This window comes from Pseudodesulfovibrio halophilus DSM 5663 (assembly GCF_059568665.1).
In genome coordinates this window covers 400035-414581 of sequence record NZ_JCANTV010000010.1, presented here as the reverse complement: position 1 = coordinate 414581, position 14547 = coordinate 400035, and the positions used below count along the sequence as shown (strand labels likewise).

15 protein-coding genes are annotated in these 14547 nt (G+C 58.3%); 3 read left to right on the top strand and 12 right to left on the bottom strand.

Annotated features, from left to right (window positions below; genetic code table 11):
• Positions 1-43 precede the first annotated feature (43 nt).
• The 3 genes from BR24_RS08775 (at position 44) to BR24_RS08765 (ending at position 4372) form a co-directional block, all read left to right on the top strand.
• Positions 44-628, top strand: a complete 585-nt coding sequence (locus BR24_RS08775; RefSeq protein WP_018123911.1) for a DJ-1/PfpI family protein — start codon at positions 44-46, stop codon at positions 626-628.
• Positions 629-707: 79 nt separating this feature from the next.
• On the top strand, positions 708-1184 hold the full coding sequence (locus BR24_RS08770; RefSeq protein ID WP_496541122.1) for a phosphatidylglycerophosphatase A family protein: 477 nt from the start codon (positions 708-710) through the stop codon (positions 1182-1184).
• Positions 1185-1852: 668 nt separating this feature from the next.
• Entirely contained in the window at positions 1853-4372 is a 2520-nt protein-coding gene (locus BR24_RS08765) for a diguanylate cyclase (RefSeq protein ID WP_496541121.1), read from the top strand.
• Positions 4373-4711: 339 nt separating this feature from the next.
• Here the strand turns inward: BR24_RS08765 and pal are convergent, their stop codons facing one another.
• The 12 genes from pal to cutA all read right to left on the bottom strand — a co-directional run bounded on the left by pal (position 4712) and on the right by cutA (position 14412).
• Positions 4712-5272 carry a peptidoglycan-associated lipoprotein Pal gene (gene pal, locus BR24_RS08760; RefSeq protein WP_496541120.1) on the bottom strand — a complete coding sequence of 187 codons (561 nt, stop codon included), beginning with the start codon at positions 5270-5272 and terminating at the stop codon, positions 4712-4714.
• 112 nt (positions 5273-5384) lie between these two features.
• The gene (locus tag BR24_RS08755) at positions 5385-6686 is read right to left on the bottom strand and encodes a protein tolB (protein ID WP_496541119.1); all 1302 of its coding nucleotides are present in this window, start codon (positions 6684-6686) and stop codon (positions 5385-5387) included.
• A gap of 7 nt (positions 6687-6693) precedes the next feature.
• Positions 6694-7608 carry an energy transducer TonB gene (locus BR24_RS08750; protein WP_496541118.1) on the bottom strand — a complete coding sequence of 305 codons (915 nt, stop codon included), beginning with the start codon at positions 7606-7608 and terminating at the stop codon, positions 6694-6696.
• Between the two features lie 24 nt (positions 7609-7632).
• Positions 7633-8049, bottom strand: coding sequence for a protein TolR (tolR, locus tag BR24_RS08745; RefSeq protein WP_496541117.1), 417 nt, complete (start codon positions 8047-8049; stop codon positions 7633-7635).
• Positions 8050-8058: 9 nt separating this feature from the next.
• Positions 8059-8748 (bottom strand): MotA/TolQ/ExbB proton channel family protein, encoded by a 690-nt coding sequence (locus BR24_RS08740; protein WP_496541116.1) that lies wholly within the window; start codon positions 8746-8748, stop codon positions 8059-8061.
• A 52-nt stretch (positions 8749-8800) separates the two neighbouring features.
• On the bottom strand, positions 8801-9451 hold the full coding sequence (locus BR24_RS08735; protein ID WP_496541115.1) for a histidinol phosphate phosphatase domain-containing protein: 651 nt from the start codon (positions 9449-9451) through the stop codon (positions 8801-8803).
• Positions 9452-9463: 12 nt separating this feature from the next.
• The gene (locus BR24_RS08730; protein ID WP_496541114.1) at positions 9464-9958 is read right to left on the bottom strand and encodes a bifunctional nuclease family protein; all 495 of its coding nucleotides are present in this window, start codon (positions 9956-9958) and stop codon (positions 9464-9466) included.
• On the bottom strand, positions 9952-11298 hold the full coding sequence (gene miaB / locus BR24_RS08725) for a tRNA (N6-isopentenyl adenosine(37)-C2)-methylthiotransferase MiaB (protein WP_496541113.1): 1347 nt from the start codon (positions 11296-11298) through the stop codon (positions 9952-9954). The genes BR24_RS08730 and miaB overlap by 7 nt, the downstream gene beginning before the upstream one ends.
• A gap of 97 nt (positions 11299-11395) precedes the next feature.
• Positions 11396-11968: an adenylyl-sulfate kinase gene (locus BR24_RS08720; protein WP_496541112.1), complete on the bottom strand. Its 573-nt coding sequence runs from the start codon at positions 11966-11968 to the stop codon at positions 11396-11398.
• Between the two features lie 3 nt (positions 11969-11971).
• Positions 11972-13051, bottom strand: a complete 1080-nt coding sequence (locus tag BR24_RS08715; protein ID WP_496541111.1) for a phosphotransferase family protein — start codon at positions 13049-13051, stop codon at positions 11972-11974.
• A gap of 36 nt (positions 13052-13087) precedes the next feature.
• Positions 13088-14020, bottom strand: a complete 933-nt coding sequence (locus tag BR24_RS08710; RefSeq protein WP_496541110.1) for a carbohydrate kinase family protein — start codon at positions 14018-14020, stop codon at positions 13088-13090.
• 77 nt (positions 14021-14097) lie between these two features.
• Entirely contained in the window at positions 14098-14412 is a 315-nt protein-coding gene (gene cutA, locus BR24_RS08705) for a divalent-cation tolerance protein CutA (RefSeq protein ID WP_496541109.1), read from the bottom strand.
• Positions 14413-14547: the final 135 nt, after the last annotated feature.

The window sequence follows — 14547 nt, the reverse complement described above, 5'->3', positions numbered from 1 at the left end:
ATACTTCCCGCGTTCTCTGAACCTAATGAAAAGGAGCTAACAAATGGCCAAGAAAATTCTCATGCTCGTCGGCGATTTCGTCGAAGATTACGAAGTAATGGTCCCCTTTCAAATGCTGACGATGGTCGGCCACGAAGTTCACGCCGTATGCCCCGACAAAAAGTCCGGGGATACCGTGAAGACCTCCATCCACGACTTTGAAGGCGACCAGACCTACACTGAAAAACGCGGCCACAATTTCATGCTCACCTTCGACTTCGACAAAGTGAACCCCGCCGACTACGACGCCCTCGTCATCCCCGGCGGGCGGGCCCCCGAATACCTGCGCCTCAACGAAAAAGTGCTCGAATTCACCCGCCACTTCTTCGAGACCGACAAGCCCGTCGCCTCAGTCTGCCACGGCCAGCAGATTCTCGTGGCAGCAGGCGTCATGAAAGACCGCTCGGGCATGGCATACCCCGCCGTCAAACCGGAAATAGAAGTCGCCGGCGGCTGCTGGATCAGCCAGAACGAGACCTTCAGCGACGCCTACGTTGACGGCAACCTCGTCACCGCCGCCGCATGGCCCGCGCACCCCGAGTGGATTCGCAAATTCCTCGAACTGCTCGGCACCAAGATCGAAGCCTAGACCAATCAGGGGCACCCCGCGGTGCCCCTTTTCATTTCCATGCTTGCCCAACCGTCACCCAACAAGTAAACCCGACCCCATGAAAAACGAACAGATCAAAAACCGTCTCGCACTCTTCATATCCAGCGTCGGCTACAGCGGCTACCTCAAGCCCGCCCCCGGAACCTGGGGATCCCTCGCGGCCATGCTGCTCGCCCCGGTACTCTTCATGCCCCTGAACATCCCCGGAAGGCTGGCCGTGCTGCTTATCATCCTCGGCGTCGGCACATGGGCCGCCACCAGAACAGAACGCATTACCGCCAGCAAAGACCCCGGCAGCATCGTCGTAGACGAATTGCTTGGCCTCTGGGCCACCTATTGCCTGTTCCCCGAACTCACCCCGCTCCTCTACCTTCTGGGCTTCGGATTGTTTCGACTCTTCGACATCCTCAAGCCATGGCCCGTAAAAAACCTCGAAACCGCCTTCGAAGACGGACTTGGCGTCATGATCGACGACGTCGCTGCAGGTTTCTACGCCGCAATCTGTCTGGGATTGTTTTATTACATCTTGCTGTAGAAGGAGTCTTCGGCGTGCCCTTCGGGCGGACCAAAGGGGCGGGCCCCCTTTGGAATCCCTGCGTTGTCAGCGGGGTTGCAGCTACCGGTTCCATGCGGCAGCATAACCTGCGTCCAAGCTGCAACCCCGCTGACGGAATTTATGTTCTGTGCGTCTTGGCTGACGAACTCCGTTAGCAGAGTTTCATCAAACGGAACTCCTCCATAGCACACACTCCCCTTCCAGAACTCCCAATAAAGCACCCTCTCCCGTCAACCAAGCACTGCAGCAATGACCGAGAGAGACATGAAGGCTCATTTGACCGCATAGTTTTTAAAAACAGTTTGTTATCTTTTATGAAATGGTATCATTGCTGTTCAGTTCATCATTAAGACACACTGGATAGACACTTAACGAGCTGGGCGGCAGCTTTGCCTCCGAGTAATACTTAACCCCCGGTAGCTTGAAAGATGTCGGGAATCCGGCGATACTGGACAATAAGCCGTTGCGTATAACTGGGATTCAAATCCTGCCGGGCCCTTGCCCGTGGGGCTGTGAGTAAGCCGGAATCAGAACCGCTTAAAAGTGTTTTTTGAAATGACCAACACATGCACCCGGAGGACTTCTGTTGAGTATGTCCCGGTCATTTTTGGTGAATCCTGACGTCAGGATGTCGTTCACTGGAGGTCATGTTGATAAAAAAAGTGTTGTTCCGGATCGCCCTCCTTGCCATCTGCATTCTGGCGTTGGACGTTTTTCTAGTAGGCCAGCTTTCCAGACGCCATTTGAATGATCAAAGGGTGGAGACCTCGCTACAACTTGCCGCCTTCAGAGCCCAACTGGAAAAAGAAGTCACCAAGAATCTGCTTCTGGTTCAGGGGACGGCAAATTACATCGCCATTGCTCCCGACCTGACGCAGCAGGAGTTCGCCAGATACGCTAAGGGCGTGCTGAGCGGAGACAACCTCTTGATGAATCTCGCAGCTGCGCCCGACTTCGTGATGCGCTTCGTGTATCCGCTTGAAGGCAACCGAAAGATTCTAGGTGTTGACTATCGAAATTTGCCCAACCAATGGGCACAGGCCAGAAAGGCCAAGAGGACCAAGGAAATAGTCATAGCAGGCCCCCTTAAACTGATTCAGGGAGGAACCGGACTCATTGGTCGCGCTCCGGTTTATGTCGAGACTGAAGGAAAAGCAGAGTTTTGGGGTATTGTTTCTGCGGTTATCGATGTTGACAAACTTTTTAAGACTGTGAGCGTCGACACCTCAGGTCTGAATTTCGCGATTCGCGGCGTTGACGGCTTGGGAATGGAAGGTGATATCTTTTTCGGCGACTCACAACTCTTCACACGCAAAGATGCCGTGCGCATGTCCGTCACGTTTCCGTCTGGGAACTGGGTCCTCGCGGCTATTCCGCAAGGTGGCTGGACAAGCACTCCTCCTCTGGCATTTTATGTACACACCCTTATGGGCCTGATGTTGGTCGTCTTCAGTTTTGGCGTGTACCGTTCTGTAAAGCGGGATCACACAATCCAGACTGTTCAGCAGAACCTTAATCAGGCCCAGTACATCGCACACCTCGGCAGCTGGCGACTGGACTTTTTAGAGGAAAAAATATGGTGGTCGGACGAAACCTACCGCATTTTCGGAGTGGACAGGAACTCTCTTGTGCCCACCCTTGATAGCTTCATGGAAATGGTTCATCCGGACGACAGGGAAATGGTGCTCGAAGCGTTTCAATCGTCGACGGACAGGTGCGCCAACTATACCTTGGATCACCGGATTATCCGCCCAGACGGTGAGATTCGCCACGTTCAGGAGCGCGGCGAAACCATTTGCCTTGACGGTGGTGATACGCCGACGCACGCGGTGGGAACTGTTCTTGACGTGACCGAACGCGTACGAGCCGAGGAGGCGCTACGTGCCAGTGAAGAAAAGATGAGAGCGATATCCGAGGCTTCCTACGATGCCATTATTGTTGTGGACGTCAACGATACCATCACATTTTGGAATCCCGCAGCTGAAGAAATGTTCGGCTGGAAAGCAGAGGAGGTCGTCGGCACCCCCCTCCATCCCCTCATTGCTCCGGAGAAATATCATCATCAGATACGTAAAGGCATGGAGGCGTTCGCAAAAACCGGTGAAGGACCAATTGTAGGATCAGTCATGGAAATGCCTGCAATCCGTAAAAACGGAGAGATCTTTCAAGTGGAGCGGTCCGTCACCTCTTTCAAACTGGGAGATTCCTACCTGGCTGTGGGAAGTTTGCGCGACATTACAGAGCGCAAGCGCCTTGAGCAGGAGCTTCGGCATTACGCGGATCGCCTGACGCTGGCTTCAAAGGCTGGGGAAATCGGTGTTTGGGAGTGGAATCTACAAACCAACGCGCTGACCTGGGACGACCAGATGTTCCGGATTTACAGTGTGGAACCCGACGAATTCGACGCTATCTATGAAGCGTGGCAGAGCCGGGTCCACCCCGAAGATATTCAAGATGCAGAGCAGTCCCTGCAACAGGCGACCGAAGACACCGGTTTTTGGGAATCGGAATTTCGCGTGGTCTGGCCCGATGACGAGATTCGATACATCAAGGCGGCGGCGCTGGTACAAAAAGATGCGGACGGCACCCCCAAATTCCTGATTGGGGTCAACTGGGACGTCACCGAGTCCAGAGTGCAGGAAGAGCTATTGCGTCGCATGGCTACCACTGATGACATGACGAAGCTTCATAACCGTCGCTTCTTCATCGAACTGATCGAACGTGAGATGGAACGGAGCATTCGCTATCCCAGGCCTTTCTCACTGATCATGTTCGACGTGGACAAGTTCAAGTCGGTCAACGACACATATGGCCACGACGTGGGGGACATGGTGCTCAAGGTCATCGCTGCAACTGCAAAGGGTGTTTTGCGTGATGTAGACATCATAGGGCGCTTCGGTGGAGAGGAGTTCGCAGTCGGGCTTCCCGAGACCGACCAGGAAGGGGGCATGCTAGCAGCGGAGCGGCTTCGCGCGGATTTGGAGCAAGCATTTGTTGATCTCCCCGACGGCAAGAGAGTGGATTTCACGGTCAGCCTTGGTCTCGCTGTGCTGGATGACAGCTGCACGGATGTGGATGTCCTGCTCAAACGTGCGGATATGGCGCTCTACACAGCGAAAAATAACGGGCGGAACCGCGTGGAGATGTACAGCAAAACCATGGAGTAGTTTTTGCTCGTCAAGGGGCCTGATTTCCCAAAAACTTGTCCTGTTGCGACCATTGAGCGCCAATTATTGCCCTCGAAGCAATGCACCGTAGCCCTCTTTTCCTTCCTTCAAAGCTGTATGATATTCATTCAGCCAAAGGGAAAACGACCTCTGTATAACATCTGCTGTCCAGCAGTAGTGGCCTCGGAACAAGGTACGGACCAAAAGCAGAAAAGCTCGTTCACGGGGCGTTTACTTTCAGGAGCGCATGTCCGGAAAATGACTGCGAAGATTCGCCGTTGACACAAAAAAGCCTCGTGCAGACTGCACGAGGCTTTTCACTTCGGGATGTCGGATCAGCTAATAGGAGATCTTGAATTCGTCGCGGCGGTTTTTGGCCCATGCGGTTTCGTTATGACCGGGGTCGATGGGCCGCTCTTCGCCAAAGCTGACGATGCTGAGTCGTTCGGGTTCCACGCCGAGGATGACGAGGTGTTCGAAGGCTGCGCGTGCACGTTTCTCTCCAAGGGCAAGGTTGTATTCTTCGGTGCCTCGCTCGTCGCAGTAGCCTTCGATGACCATGGTCATGCCCGGGTACTCCTTCATGAGTCTGGCCTTGATGGCGAGCAGGTCACGGGCCTGCTCGGAGAGCTCATAGGAGTCGAAGGCGAAATGAATCATGAACTCCAGTTCCTCGACTGCCTCCTGCTTTTTAGCTTCGCGGATGGCTGCCTGATCATACTGATCCTCTTCAACCATGGGCGGTTCGGGTTCTGGCTGAACGTCGGGGGTATCATCCTCGACTTTTACTTCGGTGGCCCCGGGAGGCACGCTGGAACCGCTTTTGGTGGAGCAACCGGCTCCCACGGTAATTGCGAAACAAAGGATCATCGCCATGATGAGGGTCAGTCTGGTATTCATCTCCACTCCTTGAGCCGGGCCGTATAGACGGCGTGAAACATCCTGATTGGGTATTACTTGAATCATTTACCCTTTACTGAACAAAAATCAACCCCCGGGATAATCCGTTACACTATTGCAACGCGGTATCCCAGGCCGGGGCGAAGGCCGCTCCGGAGCCGGTTTTGATCATTTTCGCCGCATCACCGTGCCTTGTGGTCAGATACAACCGATATTGACCGCTTCTGTTCGAGGCAAAGGCGATGAAGTATCCATCCGGGCCGAAAGCGGGATATTCGTCGCTTCCCGGGCCGAAGCTGACCTGCCGTTCGCGCGACGTTTTCAGATCGTGCACGAAGATGCGGTGTCCGCTTCCCGTGCGTCGGTTGTAGGCGATATAGCGTCCGTCGGGGCTGATGCAGGGGTGTGTGTTGTAGCTGCCGTCAAGCGTGATGCGGCGAATCTTTCCACTTTGCAGGTCCATCATGTAGATGTGCGGATTCCCCGCGCGGCCTGAGGTGAACACCATGTGCCGCCCGGTGCGGTCAAAGCTGGGAGATACGTCGATGAACGAACTCTTGACGAGCGCACGCTGGGGCTTGAAGGCGGAATCGAGCTTGTAGATATCGGCGTGTCCGTGACGGTTGAGGGTCACCGCGAGGCCGCCACCGGGCATGAACTCCGGGCTGATGACGGACTGCCCGAGCTTGTCGGTATACAGCTCGGTCTTGCCGGTTTTTTTCTCATAAACACCGAGATAGTGGCTCTTTTCGCCGATGTGCGTAAAGGCCAGTCTGGAGCCGTCCGGGGACCATGCCGGGCCGAGGTTGAATCCGCCCATGGTGGTGATGCGGGTCAATTCGCGCCCCTGTGGCAGAACGGTGTAAATCTCCTTGCTCTTGCCGAGCTGACGCACGAAGGCCAGCGGAGAGTCGAAAAAGGCCTTCTTGCCGGTGAGGGCGTCCACGAAGGCAGAGCAGAAACGGTCCGCGATGTCCACGATGTTGTCCTGCGTCACCCTCCCGTAGGCCTTGCCCACGATCATGCGGCGGCCAAAGGTGTCGTAGACGCGAACTTCGAGACCGTTGCTTTTCCAGCCGGAAGTCATGACGAGGTCAATCTTGGCAAGCTGCAAGGGGCGGAAATCGATTTCAGTGGATTTCACCCCGGTGCTGGGGTCGCCGCCGAGGAGCTCGTCCATGGCGGTCTCCTCCAGAAACGGGAGGTAGGAAAGGTTGTTTTCGACGGTCTTTTCAAAGGTCCGCGCCATGGGGGGCAGCTCGCCCTGCAGCGGTCTGGGCGGCAGAATGACCATGTTTACCTTGCGCTGTCCGGGACCGAAGATGTCCACGGTAAGCGTTTCCTGAGCTGCTGCCGCGGCGGCAAGGATCAGCGTCAAGGCCAGCGCGGCGCATATGGTGATGAGTCGTTTCATGTCGTCCCTACTGGTTGAGGTCCTGGCTGTTGAAATTGATGACAATGACCTTGTCCTGCTCCCTGCTCGGCGGCTCGACCCGTTCGGTCTCGCGAATGGCCCGCAGGGTGGAGTTGTCGAATTCGATGTTTCCCGAATCCTCAAGGATTTCGGAGGAAACTATGGTTCCGTCATCGCCGATGGTCAGCTCGACGCTGGCGACAAGGTTGGCGTCCCCGGCAAAAGACGGATAGCGCCAGTTTTCCTTGATGGCCGAGGCCACGATCATGGCGTAGACTTCGGCCAGTCCGGACCCGACGCCGCCGGGTGTGCCTTTGTGAGAGTATATCTCACCGCCCTGCTCCTGCCGGAGTGCGGCAAGTTCGTCGTCGAGCTGAGCCGCAACCTGATCATCCTCTGCCTGAACGCCCTGTTTCACATCACTGAGCGCATCGGCAAGAAGTTCGTCGGAAGTCTTTTTTGGCTTCGGCTTCGGCTTGGGCTTGGGCTCCGGTTTTTTCTCCGGTTTGGGTTCCGGCTTGGGCTCGGCCTTCTTTTCAGGTTTCTTGAGCGGTTCGGTTTTCTTTTCCGGCTCAGGCTTTTCCTTCTTCTTGACGACGACCTTCTTTTCCTTGGTCTTCTCGCTGATGGGCTTGGCCTCGGGCTTCGGTTTCGGCTTGGGCGCTGGCTTCACAGGCTCGACCGAGGACTGCATGGGCTGTTTTTCGGCCTGCATAATGGGCTGGGCCGGGGTCGCATCGCTCTTGCTCGGAGATTTTTCGCCGGGCGGCGGCGGAGGTGCGGGCGCTAGCTGCACCAGATCCACCGTGTAGGCAGGACGGTCCAGTTCGAGCTTCTGGTCGGGAACGTCGGCCCAGAAGACTACGACCGCCAGAAGCCCCGCGTGCAGCAGGAAAGAAAGAAGAAAGCCGAAATATCTCATGATATGATCACGCAACCCGGAGGGCTAGCGCTTCGTTCCGTCCTTCTTTTCCTCGGCCACGATGCCGAGCTTGTCGATGCCCGCGGCCTTGATTTCGCCCATCACGTCCACCACCACGCCGTAAGCCACGCTCTTGTCCGCGCGCAGAAAAAGCTGCTTGTTCTGCGAGGCCACGAGGCGCTGAAGGAAATCACCCAGTTCGCCTTCGGGCACTTCGTACTTGTCTAGCATGATGGTCCCGTCGGCCTTGACGCTCAAGACGAGGTGATCCTTGTCCTGCGGCAGATTTCGCACGGAGCGCGTCTGCGGCAGGTCCACCTCCACGCCCTGCGTCATGAGCGGCGCGGTAACCATGAATATGATGAGCAGAACCAGCATCACGTCCACGAAGGGCGTGACGTTGATCTCCGCGAGGTAGCCGTTTCCGGTCTTGAGAGCCATGACGGCCTCCTATTTGCCGGTCCAGGCGATCTCGCGCTCGGCGCGGTTAAGGAAGGCGCCCGCAAAGTCGATCATGCCGGTTTCCACTTCGGAGAGCTTTCCGAGGAAGAAGTTGTAGCCGATGGTGGCGGGGATCGCCACGCCCAGACCGATGGCGGTGGCGATGAGCGCCTCGGAGATGCCGGGGGCCACGGTGGCGAGCGCCGCGGACTGCTGCAACCCGATGGAGTGGAAGGAATGCATGATGCCCCAGACCGTGCCGAACAGCCCGATGAAGGGGGCGGCGTTGGCGCAGGTCGCCAGAAACGGCAGGTTGCGGGTCAGGCGGCGCATCTCGGCGCTGATGCCCTGACGCAACACGCGGCGCAGAGTGTCCTTGACCAACATGCGCTTGCGGTCACGGTCCAGCTCGGCCTTCTCCAGCTTGCGGAATTCCTTGACCGCCATGGAGCTGACCTTTGCCAGCGGCGAGTTCTTGCCGCCGAGGGTCTTGATCCCTGTGGCGAGGTCTTCGGCGACGATGAAGGACTCGTACCCTGCCAGCACTCTGCGGCGGGCCGAGAGAATGCTGAAGGCCTTGTAGAAGATGATGGTCCAGCTCCAAAGGGACATGACGGCGAGCAAGAGCATGACGCCCTTGACCGCCAGCGTTGCGCCCATGACCATTTGCAGCATGTTGTTTTCGCCAAGAATATCCATTCCGTTACCCCGTAGGCGTTTGCGGGCCGAGCCCGCGTCCAGTAAGCGGCGGCTACTTCATCAGCCGCTGCACGATTTCCCAGGAATTGCTTTCCGCCGCTTCGATTTCCTGCGGCGTGAGTCCGGCACCGAGCGCGATCGCACGGCGCATCTCCGGCCCCACGAGGTCGCGCGGGGCATGTGCGTCGTTGTCGATCACCAGCTTGGCCCCGTGACGGCGGGCCAGTTCGGCAACCCGTCCGTTGGTGTAGCTGTGGCCGCCGCGGGTGGTGATTTCGAGATGCACGCCCTTTTCGGCGGCAAGGGCCACTTCCTCCTCGGTGATGAGGCCCGGATGCGCGAGGATGTCCACCCCGGCTTCGATGGCGGCGAGGTTTGTCCCCGGCGCCACGGGTTCCACGATGGTCTCGCCGTGCACCACCACGAGCGAAGCCCCTTCCTCGCGCGCCTTGAGCGTCATGTCGGGGATGAGACTCGGCGGAACGTGGGTGATCTCCACCCCGGCTATGACCGTCATGTCGAAGAAGTGTCCATGCTCCTTGGCGAAACGGCTCACGTTTTCGATGATGGTCTTGTAGTTGCTGAGGTCCGCGTGATCGGTGATGCCCACGGCCTTGTATCCGGCCACCGAAGCCCGGCGAACCAGTTCGGAAGGAATGAGCTCCCCGTCGCTGAACACCGTGTGCATGTGTAGATCGATCATTCCGGCACCTTCCTACATCTTGTATTTGACGTCGTTCTCGTCGAGATTTTCCAGCAGATCCTGCCAGCTGCTCGCCTCGGTGCTCGGCACCACCTTGTCCCGCAGGCCTTCCATGGGAATGCCCGCTTCGTCGAGGACCTCGGGAGCCGCGCTGATGTCGGCCTCGGCGCGGACGGCCAGCGCGACGGCGTCCGACGGGCGACAGTCGATGCGAATGACCTCTTCGCCGCGCCTGACGATCAGCTCGGCGAAAAAGGTTCCTTCGACCATCTTGGTCACCTCGATGCTCTTCAGCTTGCCGCCGAGGGCATCGAGAGAATTGATCAACAGGTCGTGCGTCATGGGACGCGGGAACGGTACCTTGTTCAGCGCCATGGAAATGGACATGGCCTCCATGGCGCCGATCCATATGGGAAGGCCGCGCTCGGATGCCTCGTCCTCGAGGATGATGATGGGCGCCTGTCCCTTTTCATCCAGTGCCAGTCCGAAAATCTTCATTGCTACCATGGCTCACCGGTCCTTTCCCCCGTCAGGGAGTGTTTCTTGGCCTCGACGATCCGCACGGGTACGATCTTACCCGTTAGGCTCTCGCGCCGACTGGTGAAATTGACAACCCGTCCGGCGGCGTCGCGACCGCGCCACGACACCCCGTTACCGTCCTGCTTGCGGCTTTGGCCCTCCACGAGGACCTCGGCAGGCAGGCCTACGAGTTTCTTTAGACTTTGTTTAGTAATAGCATTCTGCAATTCCTGCAACCGTTCCAGCCGGGACTGCGCTTCCGCAGGGTCCACCTTTGGCTCCATGTTCACGGATGCGGTGCCCGGACGGTCGGAATACTTGAAGGAAAAACTGGATTCGAACCCTACACGCTCCACCATTTCAAGGGTACGCTCAAAGTCCTGCGCCGTCTCCCCCGGAAATCCGACGATGAGGTCGGTGGTCAGGCAGATGTCGGGCCGCGCCTGACGCAGGCGATCCACGATGTCCAGATAGCGCTTCATATCGTACTTTCGGCGCATGGCCTTGAGCACCGAATCCGACCCGGCCTGCATGGGCAGATGCAGGGACGGACAGAGGTTGTCCAGTTCGCCGAACGCCTCGATCACCTCGTCCGCGATATCCTTGGGATGCGAGGTGGTGAACCGCAGCCGGTCAACGCCTTCGATTGCCGCCACGCGCCGCAGCAACTCCGCAAAACTGACGCCCGCCCCGCCGGAATCCATGCCGAAGCTGTTTACGTTCTGGCCAAGCAGCGTCAGCTCGCGCACACCGTTGGCGGCAAGGGCGCGACACTCCTCCACCACCGCGTCGGGATGCCGGGACTTCTGCCTGCCACGGGTGTAGGGCACGATACAATAGGCGCAGAAGTTGTCGCAGCCCTGCATGATGTTCACGAAGGCCTGCCGCGTTTCAGGCAGCGTGGCGCTCTCGTCCACCGCCGCATCGCGCTCGGGGTAGATATCCATGAAATCGAGCAGCTTCACCCGCTCTTCCGCGCCCTCGGCAAGCCTCTCCAGCGCGTTGGGCGTATTGGCAATGCCGTCCGTGCCGAAAACGAGCCGCACGAACGGAAACCGATTGAAAAACTCCTGCCCAACCTGCTGGGCAACACATCCCCCCACGGCGGCGAACATGCGCGGATCCCGCTTGGCGTGCCGAGCGATGCGCCCGAGCTCGCTGTAGACCTTCTGCTCGGGTTTATCGCGAACGCTGCACGTATTGAGAATGTATACGGTGGCCTCGTCCTCGGCGGCTTCTTCCCAGCCCCGGGCCTCAAGCGCCCTGGCAAGCCACTGGGAATCATGGACGTTCATCTGGCAACCAAAAGTAATTATATGAAATTTCATGGCGGTGGTCTGATCCTATGCGAACCTTGATAGCGTGGAAAGCGCTCCGGTGGAAACTGGTGTTACTTTACGGTGACGATCACCGGTCACCCGTCCCCTAATCCCTGTCGAGCCATCTGTCCAGAAAGTGCATGACCTTGCGCAAAGCTTCCTCACGACTCAGGGCCGTGTTGTCGAAGGACAGTTCGGCCTCCGGGTCTTCCTCAAAGGGGACATCCACTCCGACGACCTCGCCCAGCCCTTCGAACTCCCTGCCGGTTCGCTGCCTTTCCAGAGCCTTGCGGTACAGGTCGGCCTTGACCTTGCCCTGCGGACGCTCGGATTCCCGCCGCATGGCCTCTTCCACGGAGCAACCCACATGAATTTCGGCGAAACGTGCGATACGTTCACGGGCCCGCCGCCGGAATGAGATGCGATGTGCGGCCGCGTCCATGATGACGTTGCGGCCCCGGACGCACAGGTCGGCAGCTTCGTCGGCGAACATGGCGTAGGCTTGCCGACGCTCCCGCTCGGTATACTCCGGCTCCGGAAAATATTCCTTGCGGCGGGCGTCCATCTCCAGATGCACCACGTCAAGACCGCGTTCGCGCAGCGTTTCAGTCGCGCCGCGTGCCAACGTGCTCTTTCCGCTTCCCGGCAGCCCCGTGAACCATACGGCCCAGCCAGCCATGCATCACTCCATGTAGCGGTTCACATCCGCCCAGTCGAAGGTTTCCTCGTCCAGCACATTCTCCATGAGGCTGAACAGGCCGCGCCGGACCTCGGGGGCATGATCGGGGTACCACTCCGGAGACGCAATGACGAGGGCGCGGAAGACGATGAACGGAGCCATGACGTCGAACACTTCGGTATCGCCCGTTTCAGAGATGTAGGTCTCAAAATAGGTATCGTACAGTTTCCTGAAATCACCTTCCAGCCTGCCATGGCTGCGAAGACTCCAGAGCAGATAGTTGATGGCCATGGTACACAGATCGCCGCCCGGCTCGCCCCACTCGCCTCGGCTGCGGTCCAGCACCCGGAAATCGTTGCCGTTGACGAGCACGTTCCAGGGATGAAAATCCCCGTGCACGGCGCTCAGTCGGTGGTGGTACTCCTTGAGCTTCCAGCGCCAGCGCACGAGCTTTGTTTCCAGTTCTTCGAATCTGCGCCGGGGGAAGGCCGCGTAATCCTCGGGGTATGCCTCGTCGATGAGGCCGAGGATACACTCGTCCGACCCGATGAGGTTCCTGATGCGCCGCCAGTACAGGTCGCGGTCCTGCTTCTTTTCGGAGTGGATTCGGGCCTGCCAGCGGGCAAACTCCGCGGCGAGGTCGAGGTCGCCGTCGGACAGCCCTTCTCTCGCGATGCGGTCGAGGTCGAGGAAGTAGTCATGCCCCTCCAGCTTCTCGTTGACGATGAAGAATTCCTTCAGTCCGCGCACAGGGACAAGCTCTCCGGATTCGTCGATGTAGCCGAGTCCGAGCGGACGGACGTGCCGTTCGAGGCGCTCCGAGGTAAAATACTGGAACATGAGAACCGAGGCACGGTCCCAGAGATACTGGTGGCCGTACTTGTCGCCCTTCATGACGGAGAAGACCGCCTCGCGCTCCTCGCCGTTCAGAGAAAAGCGAACGAGCAGAGGTTTTCCGTAGCCGAAGCCCTTCATCCCCTGCTCGTCCAGATTGCCGAGGTCACCGGCAGCCAGCAGTCTGGCTCCCTGACCGAAGGCCTTTTCGAGATATTGTTCGATCCGGTCCCTGTCGAGTCCGTTCATGTCGTCCTCCTCCAGTTTCGAGGAGAACGCGACGGGCTACATGGGGCCGAAGTTCTCCTCGTATCGTGCGGCGAATTCGTCCGGGGTGAACCGGTGCTCCTGAGTGCCGCTTTGCTCGACGCAGTAGGTGGCTGCAACCGCTCCCATCCTGCAAGCGTCCGCGAGACTGAGATTGTCGGCGATGCCCTTGAGCATGCCAGCGCGGAACGCGTCGCCTGCGCCGGTGGGATCCACCACCGTGCCCGCCTTTGCCGCGGGAACCTGAGTTTCCTTTCCATCCTCTACCACAATGCAGCCGTTCTCGCCCAGTGTGGTGACCAGATTGTTCACGCGGGAAAGAACGTCGTCGCGTTCAAGGCCGGTGGAATTCATGATGAGCTGCAGCTCGTAGTCATTGGTGATCAGGATGTCCGCGCCGGTCAGTGCCTCGGTGAGCTCTTCACCGGTCATGGCCGTGATCTGCTGACCCGGATCGAAGATATAGGGGATGCCGCTGTCGCGGTAGTGTTTGGGATGAGACTTCATGTCCTCCACACAGCCCGGGGAGATGATGCCCACGGCGTCCGCCGGGTTGATGCGCGAAAGATCGTAGGAGCAGGAGTGCTTCATGGCACCGGGGTTGAATCCGGTGATCTGGTTGTCGCTCATGTCCGTGGTTATGTAGGCACCGGCGGTGAACTCGTGGTCGATGGTGCGGATGCCTTCAACGGAAAGCCCCAGCTCGTTCAGACGCTCGTCGTACTGGGAAAAGTCCTTGCCGACCTGACTGAGAATGATGGGCTTTTCACCCAGCAGCGCCAGCGAGTAGGCGATGTTGCCGGCCGTTCCGCCGAATTTCTCCTGCAGCCCGTCCACGAGAAAGCAGACGTTGAGGATGTGAATCTTGTCCGGCAGAATGTGGTCGGAAAACTTGCCGGGGAAGGTCATGATCCGGTCATAGGCCAACGAGCCCGTCAGGTATAAATCCATTGTTCCTCCGTAGATTTTTTGGATGACGGGACACTACCCCCCGATCCGGAGAAGGTCAACGCACCCCGATTTTCAGGCTAGGCGGTCTCTTCCCCGATCCAGCGCAGGAATGCCTGATTGCCCCCGGCCACGGGCACGGCCACCACGCAGGGGACCTCGTCGGGGTGCAGGTCCACCACCTTCTGGCTGAGGCGATGCACCAGTTCGGAGGTAGTCTTGGCGATGACCACGATCTCGTCGTCGGTCTCGACTTTTCCCTTCCAGTGATACATGGACTTCATGCCCGGTATGACGTTGACGCAGGCAGCGAGACGTTCTTCAATGAGCTTTTCGCCGATGCGCTTGGCATCCTCCATGGTCGGAGCGGTGATGTATACGAGAGATTGGGACATTTCGGATACTCCTTGCGTGCTTCGTGTCGATTTATGACGGGGATAATACACGATCCGCCCGCGCATGCAACGGATGCGCACACTTGTCTCACGCGCCCGGCGGTGCTACTTGGAGCTTCCGCACAAGGAGATACC

What these genes read in the sequence shown, in the direction of transcription:
- BR24_RS08730 (WP_496541114.1), bottom strand. Translation starts at nt 9,958, where the DNA reads ATGGTAGCAATGAAGATTTTCGGACTGGCACTGGATGAAAAGGGACAG.
- BR24_RS08720 (WP_496541112.1), bottom strand. Translation starts at nt 11,968, where the DNA reads ATGGCTGGCTGGGCCGTATGGTTCACGGGGCTGCCGGGAAGCGGAAAG.
- BR24_RS08750 (WP_496541118.1), bottom strand. Translation starts at nt 7,608, where the DNA reads ATGAGATATTTCGGCTTTCTTCTTTCTTTCCTGCTGCACGCGGGGCTT.
- BR24_RS08765 (WP_496541121.1), top strand. Translation starts at nt 1,853, where the DNA reads ATGTTGATAAAAAAAGTGTTGTTCCGGATCGCCCTCCTTGCCATCTGC.
- BR24_RS08755 (WP_496541119.1), bottom strand. Translation starts at nt 6,686, where the DNA reads ATGAAACGACTCATCACCATATGCGCCGCGCTGGCCTTGACGCTGATC.
- pal (WP_496541120.1), bottom strand. Translation starts at nt 5,272, where the DNA reads ATGAATACCAGACTGACCCTCATCATGGCGATGATCCTTTGTTTCGCA.
- BR24_RS08710 (WP_496541110.1), bottom strand. Translation starts at nt 14,020, where the DNA reads ATGGATTTATACCTGACGGGCTCGTTGGCCTATGACCGGATCATGACC.
- BR24_RS08770 (WP_496541122.1), top strand. Translation starts at nt 708, where the DNA reads ATGAAAAACGAACAGATCAAAAACCGTCTCGCACTCTTCATATCCAGC.
- BR24_RS08735 (WP_496541115.1), bottom strand. Translation starts at nt 9,451, where the DNA reads ATGATCGATCTACACATGCACACGGTGTTCAGCGACGGGGAGCTCATT.
- BR24_RS08775 (WP_018123911.1), top strand. Translation starts at nt 44, where the DNA reads ATGGCCAAGAAAATTCTCATGCTCGTCGGCGATTTCGTCGAAGATTAC.
- tolR (WP_496541117.1), bottom strand. Translation starts at nt 8,049, where the DNA reads ATGGCTCTCAAGACCGGAAACGGCTACCTCGCGGAGATCAACGTCACG.
- BR24_RS08715 (WP_496541111.1), bottom strand. Translation starts at nt 13,051, where the DNA reads ATGAACGGACTCGACAGGGACCGGATCGAACAATATCTCGAAAAGGCC.
- miaB (WP_496541113.1), bottom strand. Translation starts at nt 11,298, where the DNA reads ATGAAATTTCATATAATTACTTTTGGTTGCCAGATGAACGTCCATGAT.
- cutA (WP_496541109.1), bottom strand. Translation starts at nt 14,412, where the DNA reads ATGTCCCAATCTCTCGTATACATCACCGCTCCGACCATGGAGGATGCC.
- BR24_RS08740 (WP_496541116.1), bottom strand. Translation starts at nt 8,748, where the DNA reads ATGGATATTCTTGGCGAAAACAACATGCTGCAAATGGTCATGGGCGCA.